The organism is Tabrizicola sp. (assembly GCF_030373185.1).
Classification (GTDB): Bacteria; Pseudomonadota; Alphaproteobacteria; order Rhodobacterales; family Rhodobacteraceae; genus Tabrizicola.
Genome location: NZ_JAUCZH010000004.1, coordinates 451541 through 472155 on the forward strand (window position 1 = coordinate 451541; position 20615 = coordinate 472155).

Below are 20615 nucleotides of genomic sequence, written 5' to 3' on the forward strand. Positions count from 1 at the left end.
GGTTGGCGAAGCCATCGACGAGCGTCAGGGGCGGGCGACTTGTTCCGCCTTGCGCGGGATCGGCTTTGCCCGGAGAGCCGGAAGCAGCGCCAGAACCCGGGCCAGGGCCGCCTGCCAGCGCGCCCGACGGGCGGCGCGCCGGATGACCAGATGTTCAACCCGGTGCCGGGCATGCGCATCGCGCGGCCGACCATCGGGATGGTGCGGCGTGGTCTTGAGAAGGTCGAGGTTGACGCTGTGCATGGCTTTCGTCCCGTGCTGCGATGGCCTGTTTGAAATGCCATGAATCCTGTAGGATTCCGAATCAGGAAAATCCTTGGGACGAAAGTTGAACTTGCATGTCGCGTTGGCGTGATCTTCCGTCCCTGTCATCGCTGCGGGCTTTTGACGCGACCGCGCAGCACGGCAGCTTTGCCGAGGCCGGGCGGGCGCTGAACGTGACCCATGCGGCCGTGTCGCAGGCGGTGCGCGGGCTGGAGGCGGATCTGGGCGTCGCGCTGGTGCGACGCAATGGCCGGACGGTCGCGCTGACCGAAGCCGGACAGCGGCTGGCGAAAAGCCTGAGTGAAGGGTTCGGCACCATCGCCAGCGGGATCGAGGATCTGCGGCGACATGAGGACCGGCGCGTGTTGCGGGTGGCGACAACCGCCTTTATCGCGCAGGCGCTGATCCTGCCGCGCCTGCCGGAATTCTGGGCCATCCATCCCGGCATCGAAGTTGCGATGACGCCCGGATTCAAGACGGTCGATCTGCTGGCAGAGGGCTATGACCTGGCCATTCGTGGCTGGCGGACAGAGGGGCCGGGAATCGAGACAGAGCATCTTGCCCAGACGCGCTGGGTGGTGGCGGGGGCGCCGTCGCTGTTGGGGGACGGGCCGGTCGATGTGCGGAAACTGCCCTGGATCGTGCCGGACGAGGGGCTTCTGGACTGTCTTCGGCAAGCCGGAATCGAACTTGATCCGTTACTGAATGTGAGTGTCGGGAGCCCGTATCTGGAAATTTCGGCGGCAGTAGCGGGGTTGGGCCTGACCCTTGCCACGGAAGCCATCATCCGGGCCGAACTGGTCTCGGGTCGGTTGCGCGAGGTTGACGTGTCCGGTTTTCCCGAGACGCATTATTTTGCCACGATGCCAAGCGGCCCGCGCCGCGCCGCGACCAGGGCTTTTGTGGACTGGGTCAGAACGCTGTTCTGAGGCGGTAAGCTCAGGCGATGTCGCGCACCATGACCTGATTGCCATCCTTGCGCACCTCGAACCGCTGGGTCAGTCGCTTGACCAGATCCGAGAGCCTTGCGCTGCCGTAGGTGCGGGCGTCAAAGTCGGGGTCGGCGCGGACCATGTATTGCCCAAGCTGGCCCAGCGAATACCATTCGCCGTCAGGGTCGATGTTGGTCATTGCCTTGCGGATCAGGGGGATCGCCTCGGTCTCGGGGCGTTTCACGGGGGCGGGCGCGGGGTCTGCCCTGGCGGCGGCGGGCTTCGGTTCGCGGACAAGCTCGGGGGCTGCATCGCCGATGATATTCTCGATCAGGATGAAGCGGTTGCAGACCTTGCGGAGGCTCTCGGGGGTCTTGGCCTCGCCGATGCCCACGACTTCCAGCCCTTCCTCGCGGATGCGGCTGGCGAGGCGGGTGAAGTCGCTGTCGGAGGAAACCAGCACGAAGCCGTCGAACTTGCCCTGATGCAGGATGTCCATCGCGTCGATGACAAGGCCGATGTCAGAGGCGTTCTTGCCCTTGGTGTTGGCCGATTGCTGGTGCATCACAAGGCCCAGATCTCGGGCCTGGTTCTTCCAGCCGGCAAGCTGCTGGCTGGACCAGTCGCCATAGACGCGGCGGAGCGCCGGTTCGCCTATGGTGCTGATTTCCTTCAGGATCGCCTCGGCGTGCTTGGCCAGCACGTTGTCGGCGTCGATCAGGACGGCAAGAAGCTTCGCGCCATCGCGGGCCATCAATAGACCACGACGGCGCGGATCGACTTGCCTTCATGCATCAGGTCGAAGCCCTTGTTGATGTCTTCCAGCTTGAGGATATGGGTGATCATCGGGTCGATCTCGATCTTGCCGTCCATATACCAGTCGACGATCTTCGGCACGTCGGTCCGGCCGCGCGCGCCACCGAAGGCGGTGCCTTTCCAGATGCGGCCGGTGACCAGCTGGAAGGGGCGGGTCTCGATGACGGCGCCCGCGGGGGCCACGCCGATGATGATCGACTGGCCCCAACCGCGGTGGGTGCATTCCAGCGCGTCGCGCATCACCTTGACGTTGCCGGTGCAGTCGAACGAGTAATCCGCGCCGCCGATCTTGTCGAAGGGGGTCTTGGTGAGGTCGACGATATGCTGGACCACGGACCCTTCGATTTCCTTGGGGTTGACGAAATGGGTCATGCCGAAGCGCATCCCCCATTCCTTCTTGTCGTTGTTGAGGTCAACGCCGATGATCATGTCGGCCCCGGCCATCTTCAGGCCCTGGATGACGTTGAGCCCGATGCCGCCAAGGCCGAAGACCACGGCCTTGGCCCCGATCTCCACTTGTGCGGTATTCAGCACCGCGCCGATCCCGGTGGTCACACCGCAGCCGATGTAGCAGATCTTGTCGAAGGGGGCGTCGTCGCGGACCTTGGCCAGCGCGATTTCCGGCATCACGGTGTGCTGGGCAAAGGTCGAGCAGCCCATGTAGTGATAGATCGGCGTGCCATCGAGCATCGAAAACCGGGTGGTGCCGTCGGGCATCAGGCCCTGGCCTTGCGTCGCGCGGATCGCGGTGCAGAGGTTGGTCTTGCGCGACAGGCAGGACGGGCATTCGCGACATTCCGGCGTGTAGAGCGGGATGACATGATCGCCCGGTTTCAGCGATTTGACGCCGGGGCCGCATTTGACCACAACGCCCGCGCCTTCATGGCCAAGGATCGCGGGAAAGATGCCTTCGGGGTCGGCGCCCGACAGGGTGAATTCGTCGGTGTGGCAGATGCCGGTGGCCTTGATTTCAACCAGAACCTCGCCCTCTTTGGGGTCATCAAGGTTCACTTCCATGATTTCAAGCGGTTTTCCGGCGGCGACGGCGACGGCGGCACGGGTGCGCATATGGTATTCCTCCCTTAGACTTTCGGCCAAGTTGTGCGAAACTTCGTGCAAACGCAACGCAGGAAACGACCGATGAAACACACTCTTGCCGCTCTTTTCTGCGCCTCGCTGCTGCTTTCGGCCTGTGTGGAGCCGGGAACCGACCCCGTTGCGAACGATGAATGTGGTGCGGCGGGGTATCAGGATCTGGTTGGCAAGCCGGGGGTGATGCTGGACGGCATGCGGTTCAGTCAGGATGTGCGGGTGATCCGGCATGGCATGGCGATGACCATGGATTATCGCGCTGACCGGCTGAACTTCTGGCTGGACCGCCGCGACGTGATCGAGCGCGTGACCTGCGGATGAGGTGGCTGGCGCTGGCCTTTGTGGTGGGTCTTGCGGGCTGTGTCTCCGGGCCGGTGGTGCCGGATTGCCGTGATCGGGCGCTTCAATCGCTTGTGGGTCAGCCGCTTGCCGCCTTGGAGGCGCGGGTGCCACGGGACAGTTTCAAGGTCGACCGGCCCTTGCCTGACGGGACGGTCACGCTGGAAGATTTCCCTGACCGGCTGCGGGTGACCGTGGATGAGGCCGATATCATTCTTGGTCTGGGCTGCGGATAGCAAAGGCCCCGGCCGACTGGCCGGGGCCTTTGTCCCGCTCATGGCAGGGATTTACTTCATTACCCGGAAAGTGGTGTGGCAGTCCTTGCAGGCACCACCGATGGCCCCCATGCCCGCGCCGATTGTTTCGGCCGAGGCGACGTCGACCGTCCCCGCCGCGTCGCCAAGCGCCTTTGCTTTCAAGAGAAAATCTTCCCAGTTCGCCCAGATCTCGGCCTTGGATTCGCTGGCCGGGTCGGCGCCGCCCTGTTCCATGAAGGTGGCCTCGATCTTGGCCGAAGCCTCGATCAGGGCAGCCTTGGCCCCTTCGGCCTTGGCGGCGTCAAAGGCTTCCTTGCCGCTGGCCATGTTGCCAAGAATGCCGGTATTCATGCCGACCATCTTCATCAGGTCCGACCGGGCGATCGCGTTCGGATCAGTCGGGTCTTCCTGGGCAAAGGCGGCACCGGCGGCCAGAATGGCCCCGATCGTGAAGGCTTTGATCAATTTCATTCTTCTGGCTCCATGTTGGATAATGCGGGCCACTATAGGCGCGGCAATCTGTCCCGGAAGCGGGTTTGTGCAGGTGCGGCGCCGTCTCACGCGATTGTCATCCGGGGTATCCTTCGGTGGCCGGGGGGACTCGACTTCGGGCCAGTTGACTGGCATGACGTGAACAATTAGTGAACATTTGGGCGGCGGCATGGCGGCACGACGCATTCTTTCGCTTTGGTTTCCCCGGCTGGCGGTGGAGCGTGTACAGCGCTTGCGGCGCGATGTGCTGCCCTTGCCGCTTGCCGTGGTGGCCGAGGTTGGCGGGGCGCAGATCCTGACCTCGGTCTCGGTGGAGGCGGCGGCGGCGGGTTTGTCCGAAGGGCAGGGTTTGCGCGATGCGACGGCGATCTGCCCGAACCTGCTGACGGTGCCGGCCGACCCGCTGAACGAGGCGCGGTTTCTGGCCAGCTTGCGGCGCTGGGTCGGGCAGTTTTCGCCTTGGGTGGCCGAAGAAGCCCCGGCCGGGCTTTTGGTGGATCTCAGCGGGACGGCCCATCTTTTCGGCGGCGAAGAGGCGGTTCTGGCGCGGGTGGCCGAAGATTGCGCCGAACTGGGCCTGACGGTGCGGGCGGGGATCGCCGATACGCCGGGTGCGGCCTGGGCGCTGGCGCGCTATGCTCGGCTGGGGGCGGCACCCTTGACGGCAGCAAGGCGGTCTGGCGACGCCATCGAACAAGAGGCGCGGGCCACAAGGTCACGCGCGGCCAAGCGGCGGGGCTGGGAACGCGGCGGGGCCGCGCCGCGCCCGATGGTGGCCAAGGGGGCGGAACTGGCGGTGATCTCGCCCCCCGGTGGCGCGCGCGCGGCGCTGGAAGACCTGCCGCTGGCGGCGCTGCGGCTGGAGGCCGGGACAGTTGATCGGTTGCTGCGGCTGGGTCTGCGGCAGGTGTCGGATCTGATTGCGCTGCCGCGTGCCGCCCTTGCGCGGCGCTTCGGGCTGGAAACGCTGCGTCGGCTGGATCAGGCGCTGGGGATGGAGCCGGAACCCGTCAGCCCCGCGCGCCCGCCGATGCATTTTGCGGTGCGGCTGACCTTTCCCGACCCGATCGGACTGCGCGCGGATGTGGAGGCGGGGTTGGACCGGCTTTTGCCGCCCCTGTGCGCCAAGCTCAAGGCCCGGGGGCGGGGGGTGCGGCGGCTGGCCTTGCAGGCGTTCCGGTCCGATGGCGGGGTGGCCTCGGTCGAGGTGGGGCTGGCGCGCGCCGCTGACAGTCCGGACCGGATCCGGCCGCTGTTGCACCTGAAGCTGGATCAGATCGACGCGGGCTTCGGGATCGATTGTCTGCGGCTGGAGGCGCTGGCGACCGAGGCGATGACGGCGGTGCAGCACCGGGGCCATATCGAGGCTGCGGCAAGTGCTATGGCGCGGGAAACGTCGGGGGGGGCGTCTGGGTCGGTGGGCAATCCGCATGCGCTGGATGACCTGATCGGGCGGCTTTGCGCGCGGTTGGGGGATACGGCGGTGACGCGGCTTCATCCGGCGGACAGCCATGTGCCGGCGCGGTCCTCGCAGGTGTTGATGGCCGCGTGGAGCCAGCCACATGACGGCCCATGGCCCGCACCATCGGCGCCGCGCCCGCTTTTGCTGTTCCGCCCCGAACCGGTAGATGCCCCCGCCCTGCGCGAGCCGCCCGCCCGGTTCCGCTGGCGGCGACGTGAGTTTGCGCTGCGTATGGCGGTCGGACCCGAGCGACTGCAACCGGAGTGGTGGCTGGAAGACCCCGACTGGCGCGGCGGGATGCGCGACTATTGGCGGATCGAGGTCGAGGGCGGCGCGCGGCTGTGGTTGTTCTTCGGTCAGGGCGGGGCGGTGACGGATGGCTGGTATTGCGAGGGCGTCTTTACCTGAACCGCTGCCCGGTTGCCGGGGCTGCGATGCTGGGCTTGCGATGCCTGTCTGTCCGTGGGAACCATTCGGGGGAACCGAAAAGGCCGCAATGAAGTCCAGAACCCGCATCTCGATCCAGCAGACCCAGCGGCTGAAGCTGACGATGGGGCTTCAGGCATCGATCCGCATTCTGCGCAGCGATGCGCAGGGGCTTTCGCGCTATCTGGAGGAACAGGCGGCGGAAAACCCGCAACTGGTGCTGACCCGGCCGCAAGGGCAGGATTGGCTGCCGCGCTGGAAATCGGTGCTGGGGGCGTCGGGTGATGTGCCAGAGCAGGCGGCGGCGGGTGCAAGCCTGATGGCGCATGTCTTTGGCCTGATCTCTGGCTTGCGTCTGCCCGCCCCAGAGGCGCGCATCGCCGAGGCGTTGGCCGAGGCGCTGGAGCCTTCGGGCTGGCTTGGCCGTCCGCTGCCTTGGATCGCGACAGAGACCGGCGCGCGGCTGGCCGAGGTAGAGGCGGTTCTGCACCGCTTGCAGGCAGAAGCCGACCCGCCCGGTCTTTTCGCGCGCAATCTGGCGGACTGTCTGCGCCTGCAGGCGGCGGACGCGGGTGAACTTGATGCGGCGATGGTCGCCGTTCTGGATCGGCTGGATCTGGTGGCGCGCGGCGAGGCCGACCGGATCGCGCGTGAGGCGGGCCTGCCCGAACCCGATATCCGCGCCCGGATCCGGGCCTTGCGCGGTTATGATCCGAAGCCCGGCAGCGGGTTCGAGCCCTATGTCGCCCCGATCCGCGAGCCGGATCTGGTGGCTGAAAAGGGGCCGTCGGGCTGGACGGTGTCGATCAACCGTTCGGCGCTGCCCTCGGTCACGTTGGCTGACAGCAAGGGCAAGGGCCGGGCCGAGGCGCGGGCGATCATCCGCATGGTGGAAGGGCGCAACGTGACGCTTCTGTCGGTCGGTCAGGAAATCCTGCGGCGGCAGGTTGCGGCGCTGGACGACGGGATGGCCGGGCTGGTGCCGATGACGATGGCCGAGGTGGCCGAGGCGGTCGGTCTGCATGAAAGCACCGTCAGCCGGGTGGTCGCGGGAACGGCGGTGGACACCCCACGCGGAACGTGGTGGCTGCGCGCGCTGTTCACCCGGTCCGCGCAAGACGGCGGCCCGGCGGCAGGGGCCTTGCGCGAACGGATGGCGCAGATGATTGCCGGCGAAGACCCTGTCGCCCCCCTGTCGGATGCAGCACTTGCCGAAGCACTGTCCGATAGCGGCGCGCCGATTGCCCGGCGGACGGTCGCAAAATACCGCGCGATGCTGAAGCTGCCCCCTGCCGGGCGCAGAAGGCGGCGTTAGGCAGCGACTTGATCGGGCGGGAGATGTCGTTTCCGGGGCTGACAGGGCGGGGCGGCTGCACTAGCTGGCAGGAAAGAGGCGCAGGACAGCAGGCGCCGGACACTGTGCAGGGACGAAACGCAGCATGGCCTATTTTCTGGGTGTGGATACCGGTGGCACCTATACCGATGCGGTGATCCTTGACGAGGCGGCGAACCGCATCCTTGGCAAGGCGAAGGCCCTGACCAGCCGGCAGGATCTGGCGGTTGGGATCGGGCAGGCCGTTGATGCGGCCATTGCGGCGGCCGGCGTGGCCGTGGGCGATGTGGCGCTGGTGTCGCTGTCGACCACCCTTGCCACCAATGCGCTGGTCGAAGGGCAGGGCGCGCGGGTGGCGCTGGTCTTCATCGGCTTTGACGCGGGCGATCTGGGCCGGGGCGGGTTGACCGAGGCGCTGAAGGGCGATCCGGTGCTGCAACTTTCCGGCGGGCATAGCCATGCGGGAACCGAGGCCGCGCCGCTGGACCTTGCCGCGCTGGAAGACGGCGTGCGGGCCTTGGGAGATGAGGTGTCGGGCTTTGCCATTGCCGCCCGCTTTGCCACGCGCAACCCGGCGCATGAACTGGCCGCGCGTGATCTGATCCGTCGGGTGACGGGGCGGCCGGTGACCTGTAGCCACGAGCTTTCGGCCAACCTCAACGGCCCGAAGCGGGCGCTGACGGCGGTGCTGAATGCCCGGCTGATCGGGATGATCGACCGGCTGGTCGCGGCTTGTGAACGCCATCTGGTGCAGGTCGGCATCGACGCTCCCCTGATGGTGGTGCGCGGTGACGGGGCGCTTATTTCGGCGGCCATGGTGCGCGAACGCCCGATCGAGACCATCCTCTCCGGCCCCGCGGCCAGCATCGTCGGCGCGCGCTGGCTGACGGGGGCCAGTGATGCGTTGGTCAGCGACATCGGCGGCACCACGACGGATGTGGCGCTTTTGCGCGGTGGTCTGCCCGAGATTGACCCTGAAGGCGCGCGCGTCGGCGGGTTCCGCACCATGGTCGAGGCGGTGGCGATGCGCACCACGGGGCTTGGCGGTGACAGCGAGGTGCATCTGGTGACCGAAGGTCTGACCGGTGGCCTGCGGCTTGGCCCGCGGCGGCTGTTGCCGGTGTCGCTGCTGGCGGTGGATCATAGCCCGATGGTGCATGCCGCCCTTGACCGCTGGCTCTCGGCCGACGCGGTGGGCGAGATGGATGGCCGCTTTGTCGTGCCGATGGGGGGCCAGCGCGGCGGGCTGACCGCGCGCGAACTGGCGGTGCTGGACCGGATCGACAGGCCGATGACGATGGCGGGGGCGCTGACCTCTCGCCTTGAGGTGGCGGCGCTGGAGCGGCTGGTGGCGCGCGGGCTGGTTATGATTTCCGGCGTCACCCCGTCGGATGCGGCGCATGTGCTGGGCCGGCTGGAGACATGGGACGCCGGTGCGGCGGAAAAGGCCTTGCGGCTGATCGCGCGGCGCCGGACCGGGGCAGGCGAACGCTTCGCCGCCGGACCCGAGATCTTTGCGCAATCCGTGGTCGATCAGCTGACCCAGCAGACGGTGGATTGCTTGCTGGAAGCCGCCTTCGGCGAGGATGCGGGCTTTGCTGGGCAAGTGGCCGAAGACCTTGCACGACATCCGCTTGCGGTGGCTGGGCTTGCGCAGCACCGGGGCGTGGTCGAGGTTTCGCTGCGCCTTGGGGTGCCGGTGATCGGCTTGGGTGCCTCGGCCCCGTCTTGGTATGGCGCGGTAGGCGATCGGCTGGGCTGCAAGATGATCCTGCCCGAACATGCAGGCGTGGCCAATGCCATCGGCGCGGTCGCAGGCCAGATCAGCCAGCGGGCGCAAGCCGTGGTGTCATCGCCCGCAGAAGGGCGTTTCGTGGCCCACCTTGCCACCGGGCTGGAGGTCTTCTCCAGCGCCGCGGCAGCACTGGAGGCCGCGGAAGAAGCGCTGGTCATCGAGGCCTCGGATCGGGCGCGGCAGGCGGGTGCGGTGGATTTGCGGGTCTCGGTGGACCGGGCCGTGAAAGAGGTAGAGATCGAGGGCCGCCGCATGTTCATCGAAGCCACGGTGACGGCCACCGCTTCGGGCAGGCCCCGGGTGGCGCGCTGAGCGCCGCTTGTCGCTGCCGATGGCGGCCCCGTGCCTGGATGGCAACCAGGGGCTCTGGACAACGGCGATGCACCGTCTGGCAACACAGATGCGGATTGGCCCTTGACCTTGGGTGGCCGCCCGCTTAATCCGCCCAGCGTGGCTAGGTAGCTCAGCTGGTTAGAGCGTGCGACTCATAATCGCAAGGTCGAGGGTTCGAGTCCCTCCCTCGCCACCACTTCCCTCACTTGACTGACGGATGTAGTCCGGGACTTCAGCGCCGCTTGCCAGGCAGGCTTGTGGTCTTGTTACCGCGTGGACCCCGTGCAACCGGGGTGTTGCTGCGGTTTTCGTCCAGAAGCTTGCGCCATCTGTCGATCCGGGTCTGGTCCAGCTTGCCTGCGGCCACCGCCGCCTGCACCGCGCAACCGGGTTCATGGGCATGGGTGCAATCCCGAAAGCGGCAGGCGGGGGCAAGTTCGGCGATTTCGGCAAACAGCACGTCAAGCCCGGTCGACAGGTCGCTGACATGCAGCGTGCGGATGCCGGGCGTATCGATCACCCAGCCGCCCCCGGCGATGCCGTGCAGCGAGCGTGAGGTGGTGGTGTGACGCCCTTTGGCATCAGATTCGCGGATGTCGCCGGTAAGCTGGGCCTCATCCCCGGACTTTTCGGCCAGCGTGTTCAAAAGCGAAGACTTGCCCACCCCGGAAGACCCGACCAGCGCCACCGTCTGCCCCACCCCGCACCATGGGGCGAGCGCCTGCACGGCCTCGGGCGACTTGGCGTTCAATGTCACGACCGGAAGGCCGCGCTGCAACCCGGTCACCTGATCCAGATAGGGTTGGGGGTCCGGTACCTGATCGGCCTTGGTCAGTACGACAACCGGATCGGTTCCGGCCTCATTGGCAAGGGCAAGATAGCGTTCAAGCCGGGCCGGATTCAGATCGTCGTTGCAGGATGTCACGATAAACAGCGTATCGACATTGGCCGCGATCAGCTGCGGTGCCTGCCCGCCTTCGGTGCGCCGTTGCAAGAGGGTCTTGCGGTCAAGCCTGCGGACCGGTTGTTGCGTGGCGGGGTCAACCAGAACCCAGTCGCCCACCGCATACTCCGCCGTATTGGCCAAAGGCGGCAGGCGCAGCCGGACCGGGCCATTGATCGCTTGGGCCGTCATCCTTGCGCGGTGGACAGTGGCAATCCGCATCGGCTCCAGGCCTGCATCATCAGGCGCAAGCTGGGTGTCAAAGAACTCCGACCAGCCAAGGGCCGCCAGGGACTGCGCTGTCTGATCAGATGCGTCGCTCACCCCTACTGATTGCGCGTGCCTGCGGTCTTATGCAAGGCCTGCCGTGCAAAAGATGCCGCCGTCTGACGTGGTGTGTCGAGGTCTGGCGCGGGCAGAAAGGTTGCACAGCGGATGGACGCCCATCCCCCACGCCGCTATGACGGCAGGCTTGCGGCGTCTGCCGCCGTCTATGCAGGGGGCCAACATGCTGTGGGAAATCCGGGCGCGGATGAAGCCGGCGCTGTCGATCATCGACCTGATCCCGCATGTCCACCGCACCCCGGCGCTTGCGGCCTTGCGCCGGGCGGTTCTGGAGGGGCGGCCCGCGACATTTCGTCTGTCGGCTGAAGACAGGGAACTGGCGTTTCATGACGCGGCGGTGCAGCTGACCTCGCCCATCGGGGCGCGGGTGTTGAAGACGCTTTACCTCGGTGGGCATCTCAAGGTCAAAAAGCCGGGGCCAAAGCCGCTGCCAGCGCTGGACGCCTATATCGCAACCGAAGCCGCCTTTCGCGCCGAGGTGGATGTGATCCTTGCTGCCGAAGATGCGCGGCGGACGCGTTTGGCGGCCATTGTCGCCGACCCCGGTCTTGCCCGCCCGGACGAGCTTTCGCCCTATCTGATAGACAAGGTGATTGCGGCCCGGCTTGGGCATGATGCCTCGGCAGAGATGCAGATTGCCGGGGTTCGCTGCTTTCGCGCCTTGATCCACCCGGAAGCGGCGGAAAGCGACCGGCTGCGCGCCGAAGGCCGGGTGGTCTGCTGGTGGCATGACGCTGCGGGAAACCGGCAGGGCGACCAGGCCTAGGCCAGGTGGCGCCCGTCCAAGCATCAGCTGTCAGGAACCCATCCGCGTTTGAACGGCCGGGATCAGGGCCAGGATAAAGGTGCGGAGGTCGCGGTTTCCGGGCCGGGGCATCCTGACCGGAAATCTGTTTTCATGGCGATTGTGGAATTCATATTATCAATCTTTATCAAGCCTCTATACGGCTATCCTACTGCAATACCTTAACTGGCTTGGGGAACGCTCGGGCGATCGCGACGATGGCCCCCACGGTCTGATCCGGGTCAGGCCCTTGGCAAGGATTGCAGAAAGGCCGTCACCCCGGTTATCGCGAAATCCAGCACCTCGGTATCGGTGAAGACGCCATCGGTCATCCGCTTCGGGGCGGTGGTGACGATGATCTCTTGCCAGGCAAAGACCTCGGCCAGCATCCCGTTCAGGATGTATTTCAGGTGGCCTTGTGCGCGCACCCCGCCCATCGCCCCGCCCGAGACCGAGATGCAGAAGCAGCGCTTGCCGCGAAAGCCGGACTGGTAGGCCGGGCGCGAGGCCCAGTCGATCGCGTTCTTCAACACGCCGGGGACCGAATAGTTATACTCGGGCGTCACGAACAAGACGCCATCCGCCGCCGCAAGTTGCGCCACAAGCCGGGCCACCGCCGCGCCGCCGTCATGGTCGGCGTTGTAATGGGGCAGGGCTGCGATATCGGCCAGCTCCACCTCTGCCTCCGTACCGATCCGGGCGACCAGCGCCTTCAGAAGGGCGGTCGAGGAAGAGGCGGCGCGCAGCGAACCGGGAAAGCACAGAAGGCGGGGCATGGAGTGGTCCTTCACAGACGGGCAAGCCAAGTGGCGATGCCGGGAAACAGGGTCAGGATGGCAAGGCAGGCAATCATCGCCAGCACAAAGGGAAAGGTGCCGCGGAAGATGTCGCCCAGGGCGAGGGTCGGGTCATTCAGCGCGGATTTGATGGTAAAGACCGACAGCCCGAACGGCGGGGTCAGAAGGCCGATCTCGACCGCGATCACGGTCATCACGCCAAACCAGATCATGTCGAACCCCGCCGCCTGTGCCACCGGCACGGCAATCGGCAGCAAGATCAGCATGATCGAGATGGAATCGATGATGCAGCCAAGTGCTACCACAACCATCAGGTAAAGCACCAAGAACCCCCAAGGGCCGATGGGGCCGGACAGAAGCGCATCGCCAAGGGCGGCGGGCAGGCCCGACATGGCCAGCATCCGGCTGAAGAACGATGCGGCCATGACCAGAAACAGCACCGAAACCGTGATCTGCCCGGTTTCCACGAGAAGCCTCCATAGGGTGCCACCCCCCAGCGACCGGCGCAGCGTGGCGATGATAAGCGCGCCAAGGGCGCCGATGGCCCCGGCCTCGGTCGGGTTGAGAAAGCCGCCATACAGGCCGCCCAGCACCAGTCCCATCAGCGCAAGGATCGGCAAGCCCTTGCCCGCCATCTGCGGGATCGTCAGGGCGGCGGCGTCATGCTGCTCGGTCCGGTCGTAGACAAAGCCGGGGCGGAAGGTTGCCAGACCGATGATGACCAGCGAAAAGAGCGCGGCCAGCAAGAGACTTGGCCCGATGCCGGCCAGAAACATCCGGCCCACGGATTCTTCGGCCAGCACGGCGTAGACGATCATCAGAAGCGACGGCGGGATGAGCATGCCCAGCACGGATGATCCGGCGACCACTCCGGTGGCGAATTTGCGGCTGTAGCCGTGGCGGACCATTTCCGGGACGGCGACCCGGGAAAACACCGAAGCCGAGGCGATGGAGATCCCGGTGATCGAGGCAAAGACCGCATTGGCAAAGACAGTCGCCACGCCGAGGCCCGCCCGCACCCGGCGCAGCGCGGATTGGAACACGTCGAAGGTGTCCTTGCCGACGCCCGAGACGGTGACCAAAAGGCCCATCAGCACGAACAGCGGCACGACGGCGAAAAGATAGTCCTTAAGGCTGTCGCGGGCGACCGATCCTGCCATGCGGAAGGCGACGCCCTCGCCCCGGATCAGGGCCACGCCGCCAAGCGAGACAAGCAGCATGGCAACCCCGATCGGCATGCCAAGATAGATCAGCACGATAAGCAGGATGATCGCGGCGATGCCGATTTCCAGCCCGGTCATTCCAGCCCCCCGCCGGTTTGCGCTGCCCCGCCACGCAGGGCGTGCTGGGCTTGCAGCAGGCATTGCACCGCAGCCACCAGAAGGCCGATCACGAAGGCCGCGCCAAAGGGCCAGAGTGGAAAGGTCAGAACGCCCTGAATGCCAAGGTATTTGCCCCCGGCAAAATCGCGCGCCAGCGTCAGCATCCCGGCCCAACCGATCAACGCCAGCAGAAACGCCCCGATCAGGTCATAGACCGCCGACAGGACAGCCGCCGCACGCGGGCTTTTCCGCGCGAGCCAGCCGAGGAACACATCCGTGCGGGCAAGGCGGTTGTGGCGGATGGTGGTGGCCAGCGCCAGATAGACGATGACCACCAGAAGTGCCGCCCCAAGTTCCGATACCAGCGGCAACGACCCGCCAAGGATGTTGCGCGCAAAGGCATCGGCACAGATAAGAAGCATCAGCACCCCGATCAGCAGGGTCGAGATGGCGGCCAGGCCGTCGCCCAGCCGCGCCCAGCCCCGCATCACGGGGCCGGGTCTGCGACCCCTGGAAAGGTCCGCTTCGGTCACTGGCCCGACGCCGACCAGTCACGCACCGGGGTTTCGCCGCGTGCCTTGAGCCCTGCCATATAGGCAGTCAGCACTGCGGTTCCGGGCATGCCCTTGGCGTCCATGTCGCGCGCCCAGTTGCCAGCAAGGTCCGGCAGGACGTTCACCCAGGCCGTGCGCTGGTCTTGCGCCATTTCGGTCACGGTGACGGGCGGGTTCTGGGTTGCCCCGGCCTCGACGATCTTGTCCATCACGATGACAGGACGTTCCAGAAGATCCTTGCCATGAGCTTCGGTGTAATAGGCCCCGGCCTTGATCATGGCGTCCTGCACTTCAGCGGGCAGGGCATCCCAGCTGTCCTTGTTTGCGGCGATGGCACCGGAAAACGCGGTCCCCATCTGCACCTTGGTCACATAGGGCGCGACCTCATAGACTTTGGACGGGAACACGCCCAGTGCCAGCGACAGCACCCCATCGGAAACGCCGGTCTGGATGTCGGTGTAGTAGGTGGTGAGCGACCCGTCGACAGGGTTCGCCCCCGTTCCAGAAAGCCAGGTTCCCAGAACGCCTGGGGCCGAGATCTTCATGCCGTTCAGATCGGCCAGCGATGTGATCGGCTTCTTGGTGTAAAGGTCATAGCTGTCGGTGCCGGTCAGGCCCAGCACCACCACGTTGTGATCATCCCATTCCGCCTTCAGCTCGGGGATGGTGTTGATCATCTCCTGCATCGTGGCCAGCTGCACGGGTGGGTTGTTGGTGGCAAAGGGCGCGTAGCTTGATACCTGCGAAAGCGGCAGTTCCGCCCCTTCCAGAAGCGAGAACACCCAGCCGATATCCGTCACGCCCTGTTCAACCGAGGACAGCGTGGCATTGGCCTTGTAAAGCGCGCCGCCGAAGGCTTCGTTCCAGGTGATCTGGTAATTGCCGGTCTCGGCCAGAAGCCGATCTGTTTCGGCCATGAAATGCGTCTGCATCATGCCGACCCACGGAATCGCGGTCGGATGGCTGGCGGCGATGGTAAGGTCGATGTTTTCCTGCGCGAGCAATGCGGATGGTGCTGCGATGGTGCCGGCCAGAAGCAGGGTTGTCAGTTTCATGGTTTCTCCTCCCCAGGATGTGAATTTGCGGATCAGCCCGCCTTCTTTCGCTGCAACTCGTCACGGATCTGCGTGCCATGCTCGTCCAGCATCGGCGGCGGTAGCACGGTCGCGTCTGCTGCCCCGTCAAAGCTGTAGGGTGCGCGCACGGTGGTGAAGCGGCCCATCTGGGCGTGATCGGCGCTGACCTTGATGCCAAGGTGCTGCGCCTGTGGGTCTTCCAGCGCCTCGTCACTGTCATAGGCGGGGGAATATGGCACCTCTGCCGCCTCCAGCGCAGCGCACCAGTGGTCGCGGGGCTGGCTTCGGAAGATCGGGGTCATGATCTCGATCAGGTCATCCTGATGCTTGATCCGCTCCAGCCGTTCGGCAAAGCGCGGGTCGGTGGCAAGCTGGGTCTGGCCCGTCGCCTCAAGGAAACCCGTCCAGAACTTCGGCGGGCTGGACATGTGGATCGCCACCCATTTTCCGTCCGCACATTCAAAGGTGTAGGATTGGCTGACGACAGGGCGCGACAATGGCCCCATCACCTCGCCCGCGCTGTAGAAATGGGTAAAGCTGTCAAGGTTGAAGTGGCACATCGCCTCCAGCATCGAGATATCGAGCCTGCTGCCCGTGCCGGTCTGGCCCCGCTCGACCAGTGCCGCAAGGATGCCGGTGGCGGCGTAATGGCCGGTTACGGCGTCGGCGATGGCGGGGCCGATCACCCGGGGGGCGGTGGGCGGCGTCATCAGCCGCAGAAAGCCGCTGGCAGCCTGCGCCACCGTGTCATAGGTCGGCCGGTCGCGGGCCGGGCCGGTGGTGCCAAAGCCCGAGATGGCGCAGTAGATGATGCGCGGGTTGATCCGGCGCAGGTCATCTTCACCCGCGCCCAGCTTTTCTGCCACGCCGGGGCGGAAGTTCTGGATGAACACATCCGCACCCGCGATCAGGTCATTGAACACCGCCAGATCGTCGGGCTCTTTCGTATCCAGCGCGATGGAGCGTTTGTTGCGGTTGTAGGTCTGGAAATGCGGGGAATAGAGCCCGCCCTTGAAGGCGCGGAACGGGTCACCTTCGCCGGGGCGTTCGACCTTGATCACGTCAGCGCCAAGGTCGGCCAGTTGCATCGCGGCTGCAGGACCGGTGATGTAGGTTCCCATCTCGATGACGCGGATGTTCTTCAGCGGCCTCATTTGGCGGGTTTCCCGTCATAGCAGATCGCAAGATCGGCGTTGTGCGACAGGATGAAGCCGATGGGGCGCTGAGATTCCTCATAAAGATGCGCGGCAAGACCCCCGGCGCGCGCCAGAAGCGGCACCGCCTTCATCGCCTCGATCGGCCAACCAGCATCAAGGATAACCGCCGGGATCGCGCCCGAGACGTTGATTGGCAGGGGACGGTTCATGATGCGCGGGGCATGGGTGCCAAGATGGCGCAGGGCCGCGACATGCGGGCCGGACACGCCCAGCCGGTCGGCGATTTCCAACAGCTTGTCGGCGCGCGGGTCGCCCGCCGTGTGCTGCGGATGGCCAAGCCCGGGCACCTTGCGCCGCGCCGCCTTCAATCCTTCCAGCGAGGCAATCGCGGCGGCCTCATCCCCACCAGCCGCCACCACTTCAACCAGATAGCGCCCCGCCGTTTCCGACGACCCGGCCACGACCGACCCCATCCCCAGAAGGCCTGCCGCCATCGCGCCCTGCCACGCCTCGGGGGCGGCGGCCAGCGTCATCCGGGCGGCCTGCACCGAAGGCACCAGCCCGTGTTCGGCAATGGCGACAAGGCAGGCGTTCATCATTGCCTTTTGCGTATCGCTCGGGCGCAGCCCGCAGACCAGAAGCCAGAAGTAATCGGTAAAGTCGATCTGGCCGATCAGGTCCGACACCAGATCATGCCCCCGGACGGTGATCGAATGTTCATCCGAAGTGGCAATGGCCGTGACGGCATTGTCCTGCTTGCCGATTCTCATGACGCCTTCCTTTTTTCGCATAGCGAAGAAAAATTCTCTTGCCGAACATTATGGGACGTTCTAGCTTTCCGTCAACCCGCGATTTCAGGGAGGGAATGCGCCGTGAAAGACATCAACCAGTTCACGCTGACCGAGGCCGTCAAAGCCTCGTTCAAGACCGAGGAAGGCAGCCGCTTCAAGTTCCTGCTGGAAGGCTTCATCGACCATCTGCACGACTACACCCGCGAAGTGAACATGACCCATGAGGAATGGATGGGTATTCTCATGTTCCTCTATGATTGCGGGCAGATATCGACGCCCGAGCGGCATGAGTTCATTCTTTTGTCCGACGTGCTGGGCCTGTCGGCGCTGGTGGACATGATCAACTCACGCGGGGGGGCGACCGAGGGGTCGAACCTTGGGCCGTTCTACCTCGACAACGCGCCGAAGCTGGAGCTTGGCGGCGATCTGGCCAAGGACCGGGATGGCGCAACGATCCTGGTCCATGGGGTCGTGCGCGATTCTCTGGGTAACCCCCTTGCGGGCGCGCTGGTCGATACATGGCAGGCCGATGGCGCTGGCACCTATCCGATTCAGGAACAGGCATCCGGCCAGGACAAGTATGACCTGCGCGGGCTGATCACCACGAATGATAACGGCGAATACTGGTATACGACGGTTCTGCCCAAGTCTTACACCGTGCCTTACGATGGCCCCGTTGGCCGTCTGTTGCGCGCCGGTGACCGGCATGCGTGGCGGGCGGCGCATCTGCATTACATCGTGCGCGCCAAGGGCTACCGCGCCATCACCACCGAGCTTTTCTTCGAAAACACCGAATACATCGACAATGACGCGGTTTTCGGTGTGCGAAAATCGTTGATCGCCAAGCTGGAACCGGTCAAGAAGACCGACACCTTGCCCGCCACCGAAAAGAAGCCGGACGCCAAGTGCCGCTTCGACTTCATTCTGGCACCGGAGGGTTGAACCTTGGATGGGGGCGGCGTGATGGACGATTTGGAACGGCCGGCGGAATTTGTCGAGGCCCTGGCCAAGGGCCTTGCCGTGCTGGAATGTTTTGACGCCGCACATCCCGACATGACCCTGTCCGAAATTGCCCGCCGCGTGGGCCTGTCGCCCGCCGCCGCCCGGCGCAGCCTGATCACGCTTGGGGCGCTGGGCTATGTCGGGCGGAACGGCAAGCGTTTCCATCTGCGCCCCAAGGTGATGAGCCTTGGGTCGGGCTTCTACTTCGCCGCCCGGATTGACGAGCTTTTGCTGCCCGAACTGCGCCAGATCGTCGAAGCGCATGGCGATGCCGCATCCGTCGCCATGCTGGACGGGGCCGATGTGATCTACATCGCCCACCATTCCACCCAGCGCGCGCGGCGGGCAACGGCGGTTGTCGGTGCGCGCTATCCGGCGCATGCCACCAGCCTTGGCCGGGTGCTGCTGGCTGGCCTGACGGATGAGGATCTGGACCGCACCCTTGCCGCGATGGTGCCGGTCGCGCTGACCTCGCGCACGCTGACCGACAAGGCGGCGCTGCGCCATGTGGTGCTGGAGGCGCGGGCGGCGGGCTTTGCCACCACGGTCGATCAACTGGATTACGGGATCACCGCGCTGGCCGTGCCGATCCGGGGGGCGAATGGCCGGGTGGTCGCGGCGCTGAACTCGTCTGGCTATTCGGGGATGGTCACGCCGGGGCAGATGGTCGAAAGCCGCCTTGCTGACCTGCGCGCCGCCGCCAGCCGGATCGGGGCCGCCGCTGCGAGGGTTCCCGCCTTGTCTGCCGTCTTCGACGCAAGTTAAACCGCGCTTCCCCAGCAAAGGGGGGCGCTCGTCTTGAATTCTTTGCGAATAAAACTTCGCATAGCGAAATATGGGAGGAGGAACCGATGTGCAAATTCTGTGATACCCGCGTGAAGGCCCCGGCCGATACCGGTGGGACGGCTGCGCCGCGCGTGTCGGCGGGCTTGATGCCTGCGGGCATTGGCCAGCCGGGGCGCAAGACGCTGATCCGGGGCGGGCATGTCCTGTCGATGGACGCCGATGTCGGAAATTTTGCCAAGGGCGATGTACTGATCGAAGGGTCCAAGATCCTTGCGGTTGGCGCGCAGATCGACGCGGGCGATGCGGCGGTGATTGACGCCACCGGTCATGTCGTGATGCCGGGTTTCATCGACACCCATCACCACCAGTTCGAAACCGCGCTGCGCAGCCTGTTGTCCGACGCGATTCTGGTGAACGATGGCCGACCGGAAAGCACGGCCAACTACTACGAATGGATGCTGCAGAAGTTCTCGGTTCTTTACCGCCCGCAGGATGTGTATATCTCGGAACTGTTCGGCGGCATCGCCCAGATCGACGCGGGCGTGACCACGGTGATGGACGTCAGCCAGATCCACCACAGCCCCGAACACACCGACGCCGCGATCAGCGCCTTGCGCGATACCGGCCGCCGCGCCGTGCTGGGTTATTTCGAGGGTTGGGGCGACGCGGCCAAATACCCCGGCGATGCGCGCCGGGTGAAGGCAGAACACTTCGCCAGCGACGACCAGCTTCTGACCATGATCATGGGCGGCGAGATCTACCTGCCGTTCCACGAAGAAGCCTGGGCCATCGGGCGCGAGCTGAACATCCCGATCGCGCTCCACGTCGTCGGCACCTTCGGCATGCAGCCAACCTTTGACGGGCTGGCGGCGGCGGGCAAGTTCGGCCCCGACAACATCTTCATCCACATGACCGGCATGTCCGAAATGGCATGGCAGGCGGCGGCGGATGCGGGGTCGCATATCTCGCTTTCCGTCCCGATCGAGATGCAGATGCGTCACGGCGAGCCGCCCCTGCAAAAGGCGCTGGATATGGGGATGCAGCCGTCGCTGTCCACCGATGTGGAATGCACCATGACCGCCGACATGTTCACCCAGATGCGGTCCACCGTCACGCTGCAACGGATGATCGCCAACGAAAAGGCGCTGCGGGGCGAGGATTACCCGAAGCTTCTGTCGGCGCTGGACGTGATCCGCTTTGCCACCGTCGAGGGCGCCAAGGGGCTGAAGCTGGACCACAAGACCGGCACCCTGACCCCGGGCAAAGAGGCGGACGTGATCCTGCTGGACGCCACCGCGCTGAACGTGGCCCCCCTGAACCATGTGCCGGGGGCGGTGGTGACGCTGATGGAGCGGTCAAACGTGTCCACCGTGATCTGCGCGGGCGTGGTGCGCAAATGGCAAGGCGCGGTGCTGGGTCACGACATCGCCAAGCTGCGCGCCGAGCTGGAGGCCAGCCGCGACTATCTGTTCGAGGCCGCGAATGTGGAACAGGATCTGTTTCGCGCCTGACGCAAA

21 protein-coding genes and 1 tRNA gene are annotated in these 20615 nt (G+C 65.5%); 11 read left to right on the forward strand and 11 right to left on the reverse strand.

The window, feature by feature from the left end:
* Nucleotides 1–24: 24 nt before the first annotated feature.
* Nucleotides 25–243, reverse strand: coding sequence for a hypothetical protein (locus QUV21_RS10470; RefSeq protein WP_300854755.1), 219 nt, complete (start codon nt 241–243; stop codon nt 25–27).
* 95 nt (nt 244–338) lie between these two features.
* On the opposite strand from QUV21_RS10470, the gene QUV21_RS10475 reads away from it, so the two are divergent.
* Entirely contained in the window at nt 339–1193 is an 855-nt protein-coding gene (locus QUV21_RS10475; protein WP_300854757.1) for a LysR substrate-binding domain-containing protein, read from the forward strand.
* A 10-nt stretch (nt 1194–1203) separates the two neighbouring features.
* Here the strand turns inward: QUV21_RS10475 and QUV21_RS10480 are convergent, their stop codons facing one another.
* Nucleotides 1204–1950: an NYN domain-containing protein gene (locus tag QUV21_RS10480; protein WP_300854758.1), complete on the reverse strand. Its 747-nt coding sequence runs from the start codon at nt 1948–1950 to the stop codon at nt 1204–1206.
* A complete protein-coding gene (locus tag QUV21_RS10485; protein WP_300854761.1) occupies nt 1950–3080 on the reverse strand; it encodes an S-(hydroxymethyl)glutathione dehydrogenase/class III alcohol dehydrogenase in 1131 nt (376 codons plus the stop codon). The genes QUV21_RS10480 and QUV21_RS10485 overlap by 1 nt, the downstream gene beginning before the upstream one ends.
* A 72-nt stretch (nt 3081–3152) precedes the next feature.
* On the opposite strand from QUV21_RS10485, the gene QUV21_RS10490 reads away from it, so the two are divergent.
* A complete protein-coding gene (locus tag QUV21_RS10490) occupies nt 3153–3425 on the forward strand; it encodes an I78 family peptidase inhibitor (protein ID WP_300854763.1) in 273 nt (90 codons plus the stop codon).
* Nucleotides 3422–3679, forward strand: coding sequence for an I78 family peptidase inhibitor (locus QUV21_RS10495; protein WP_300854764.1), 258 nt, complete (start codon nt 3422–3424; stop codon nt 3677–3679). The genes QUV21_RS10490 and QUV21_RS10495 overlap by 4 nt, the downstream gene beginning before the upstream one ends.
* A 51-nt stretch (nt 3680–3730) precedes the next feature.
* On the opposite strand, the gene QUV21_RS10500 is transcribed toward QUV21_RS10495, so the two are convergent.
* Entirely contained in the window at nt 3731–4171 is a 441-nt protein-coding gene (locus tag QUV21_RS10500) for a cytochrome c (protein ID WP_300854765.1), read from the reverse strand.
* A 190-nt stretch (nt 4172–4361) separates the two neighbouring features.
* On the opposite strand from QUV21_RS10500, the gene QUV21_RS10505 reads away from it, so the two are divergent.
* The 4 genes from QUV21_RS10505 to QUV21_RS10520 all read left to right on the forward strand — a co-directional run bounded on the left by QUV21_RS10505 (nt 4362) and on the right by QUV21_RS10520 (nt 9737).
* Nucleotides 4362–6062 (forward strand): DNA polymerase Y family protein, encoded by a 1701-nt coding sequence (locus QUV21_RS10505; RefSeq protein ID WP_300854766.1) that lies wholly within the window; start codon nt 4362–4364, stop codon nt 6060–6062.
* Nucleotides 6063–6150: 88 nt separating this feature from the next.
* The gene (locus QUV21_RS10510) at nt 6151–7395 is read left to right on the forward strand and encodes an RNA polymerase sigma-54 factor (RefSeq protein ID WP_300854767.1); all 1245 of its coding nucleotides are present in this window, start codon (nt 6151–6153) and stop codon (nt 7393–7395) included.
* Nucleotides 7396–7519: 124 nt separating this feature from the next.
* Nucleotides 7520–9520, forward strand: a complete 2001-nt coding sequence (locus QUV21_RS10515; RefSeq protein WP_300854768.1) for a hydantoinase/oxoprolinase family protein — start codon at nt 7520–7522, stop codon at nt 9518–9520.
* A gap of 140 nt (nt 9521–9660) precedes the next feature.
* Nucleotides 9661–9737, forward strand: a tRNA-Met gene (locus QUV21_RS10520).
* A gap of 36 nt (nt 9738–9773) precedes the next feature.
* Here QUV21_RS10520 and rsgA read toward each other — a convergent pair.
* Nucleotides 9774–10808, reverse strand: a complete 1035-nt coding sequence (rsgA, locus tag QUV21_RS10525) for a ribosome small subunit-dependent GTPase A (RefSeq protein WP_300854769.1) — start codon at nt 10806–10808, stop codon at nt 9774–9776.
* Between the two features lie 184 nt (nt 10809–10992).
* On the opposite strand from rsgA, the gene QUV21_RS10530 reads away from it, so the two are divergent.
* Nucleotides 10993–11595, forward strand: a complete 603-nt coding sequence (locus QUV21_RS10530; protein WP_300854770.1) for a hypothetical protein — start codon at nt 10993–10995, stop codon at nt 11593–11595.
* A 260-nt stretch (nt 11596–11855) separates the two neighbouring features.
* Here the strand turns inward: QUV21_RS10530 and QUV21_RS10535 are convergent, their stop codons facing one another.
* Genes QUV21_RS10535 through QUV21_RS10560 form a run of 6 tightly spaced genes read right to left on the reverse strand, consistent with a single transcriptional unit; the run spans nt 11856 to nt 17289 of the window.
* Entirely contained in the window at nt 11856–12389 is a 534-nt protein-coding gene (locus QUV21_RS10535) for an NAD(P)H-dependent oxidoreductase (RefSeq protein WP_300854771.1), read from the reverse strand.
* Between the two features lie 11 nt (nt 12390–12400).
* Nucleotides 12401–13711: a TRAP transporter large permease gene (locus QUV21_RS10540; RefSeq protein WP_300854772.1), complete on the reverse strand. Its 1311-nt coding sequence runs from the start codon at nt 13709–13711 to the stop codon at nt 12401–12403.
* Complete coding sequence (locus tag QUV21_RS10545) at nt 13708–14265, reverse strand: TRAP transporter small permease (protein WP_300854773.1); 558 nt, start codon at nt 14263–14265, stop codon at nt 13708–13710. The genes QUV21_RS10540 and QUV21_RS10545 overlap by 4 nt, the downstream gene beginning before the upstream one ends.
* Entirely contained in the window at nt 14262–15341 is a 1080-nt protein-coding gene (locus QUV21_RS10550) for a C4-dicarboxylate TRAP transporter substrate-binding protein (protein ID WP_300854774.1), read from the reverse strand. Before QUV21_RS10550 ends, QUV21_RS10545 begins: the two co-directional genes overlap by 4 nt.
* A gap of 32 nt (nt 15342–15373) precedes the next feature.
* A complete protein-coding gene (locus QUV21_RS10555; RefSeq protein ID WP_300854775.1) occupies nt 15374–16516 on the reverse strand; it encodes a CaiB/BaiF CoA-transferase family protein in 1143 nt (380 codons plus the stop codon).
* Nucleotides 16513–17289 (reverse strand): citryl-CoA lyase, encoded by a 777-nt coding sequence (locus tag QUV21_RS10560; protein ID WP_300854776.1) that lies wholly within the window; start codon nt 17287–17289, stop codon nt 16513–16515. The genes QUV21_RS10555 and QUV21_RS10560 overlap by 4 nt, the downstream gene beginning before the upstream one ends.
* Nucleotides 17290–17391: 102 nt before the next feature.
* Between QUV21_RS10560 and QUV21_RS10565 the strand changes: the two genes are divergently transcribed.
* The 3 genes from QUV21_RS10565 (at nt 17392) to QUV21_RS10575 (ending at nt 20609) form a co-directional block, all read left to right on the forward strand.
* Nucleotides 17392–18252 (forward strand): dioxygenase, encoded by an 861-nt coding sequence (locus QUV21_RS10565; RefSeq protein WP_300854777.1) that lies wholly within the window; start codon nt 17392–17394, stop codon nt 18250–18252.
* 21 nt (nt 18253–18273) lie between these two features.
* Nucleotides 18274–19077 carry an IclR family transcriptional regulator C-terminal domain-containing protein gene (locus tag QUV21_RS10570; RefSeq protein WP_300854778.1) on the forward strand — a complete coding sequence of 268 codons (804 nt, stop codon included), beginning with the start codon at nt 18274–18276 and terminating at the stop codon, nt 19075–19077.
* Nucleotides 19078–19163: 86 nt separating this feature from the next.
* Entirely contained in the window at nt 19164–20609 is a 1446-nt protein-coding gene (locus tag QUV21_RS10575) for an amidohydrolase family protein (RefSeq protein ID WP_300854779.1), read from the forward strand.
* Nucleotides 20610–20615 lie beyond the last annotated feature (6 nt).

What these genes read in the sequence shown, in the direction of transcription:
- QUV21_RS10480 (WP_300854758.1), bottom strand. Translation starts at nt 1,950, where the DNA reads ATGGCCCGCGATGGCGCGAAGCTTCTTGCCGTCCTGATCGACGCCGAC.
- QUV21_RS10530 (WP_300854770.1), top strand. Translation starts at nt 10,993, where the DNA reads ATGCTGTGGGAAATCCGGGCGCGGATGAAGCCGGCGCTGTCGATCATC.
- QUV21_RS10485 (WP_300854761.1), bottom strand. Translation starts at nt 3,080, where the DNA reads ATGCGCACCCGTGCCGCCGTCGCCGTCGCCGCCGGAAAACCGCTTGAA.
- QUV21_RS10470 (WP_300854755.1), bottom strand. Translation starts at nt 243, where the DNA reads ATGCACAGCGTCAACCTCGACCTTCTCAAGACCACGCCGCACCATCCC.
- QUV21_RS10575 (WP_300854779.1), top strand. Translation starts at nt 19,164, where the DNA reads ATGTGCAAATTCTGTGATACCCGCGTGAAGGCCCCGGCCGATACCGGT.
- QUV21_RS10475 (WP_300854757.1), top strand. Translation starts at nt 339, where the DNA reads ATGTCGCGTTGGCGTGATCTTCCGTCCCTGTCATCGCTGCGGGCTTTT.
- QUV21_RS10510 (WP_300854767.1), top strand. Translation starts at nt 6,151, where the DNA reads ATGAAGTCCAGAACCCGCATCTCGATCCAGCAGACCCAGCGGCTGAAG.
- QUV21_RS10500 (WP_300854765.1), bottom strand. Translation starts at nt 4,171, where the DNA reads ATGAAATTGATCAAAGCCTTCACGATCGGGGCCATTCTGGCCGCCGGT.
- QUV21_RS10505 (WP_300854766.1), top strand. Translation starts at nt 4,362, where the DNA reads ATGGCGGCACGACGCATTCTTTCGCTTTGGTTTCCCCGGCTGGCGGTG.
- QUV21_RS10560 (WP_300854776.1), bottom strand. Translation starts at nt 17,289, where the DNA reads ATGAGAATCGGCAAGCAGGACAATGCCGTCACGGCCATTGCCACTTCG.
- QUV21_RS10495 (WP_300854764.1), top strand. Translation starts at nt 3,422, where the DNA reads ATGAGGTGGCTGGCGCTGGCCTTTGTGGTGGGTCTTGCGGGCTGTGTC.
- QUV21_RS10555 (WP_300854775.1), bottom strand. Translation starts at nt 16,516, where the DNA reads ATGAGGCCGCTGAAGAACATCCGCGTCATCGAGATGGGAACCTACATC.
- QUV21_RS10570 (WP_300854778.1), top strand. Translation starts at nt 18,274, where the DNA reads ATGGACGATTTGGAACGGCCGGCGGAATTTGTCGAGGCCCTGGCCAAG.
- QUV21_RS10540 (WP_300854772.1), bottom strand. Translation starts at nt 13,711, where the DNA reads ATGACCGGGCTGGAAATCGGCATCGCCGCGATCATCCTGCTTATCGTG.
- QUV21_RS10490 (WP_300854763.1), top strand. Translation starts at nt 3,153, where the DNA reads ATGAAACACACTCTTGCCGCTCTTTTCTGCGCCTCGCTGCTGCTTTCG.
- QUV21_RS10535 (WP_300854771.1), bottom strand. Translation starts at nt 12,389, where the DNA reads ATGCCCCGCCTTCTGTGCTTTCCCGGTTCGCTGCGCGCCGCCTCTTCC.
- QUV21_RS10515 (WP_300854768.1), top strand. Translation starts at nt 7,520, where the DNA reads ATGGCCTATTTTCTGGGTGTGGATACCGGTGGCACCTATACCGATGCG.
- QUV21_RS10550 (WP_300854774.1), bottom strand. Translation starts at nt 15,341, where the DNA reads ATGAAACTGACAACCCTGCTTCTGGCCGGCACCATCGCAGCACCATCC.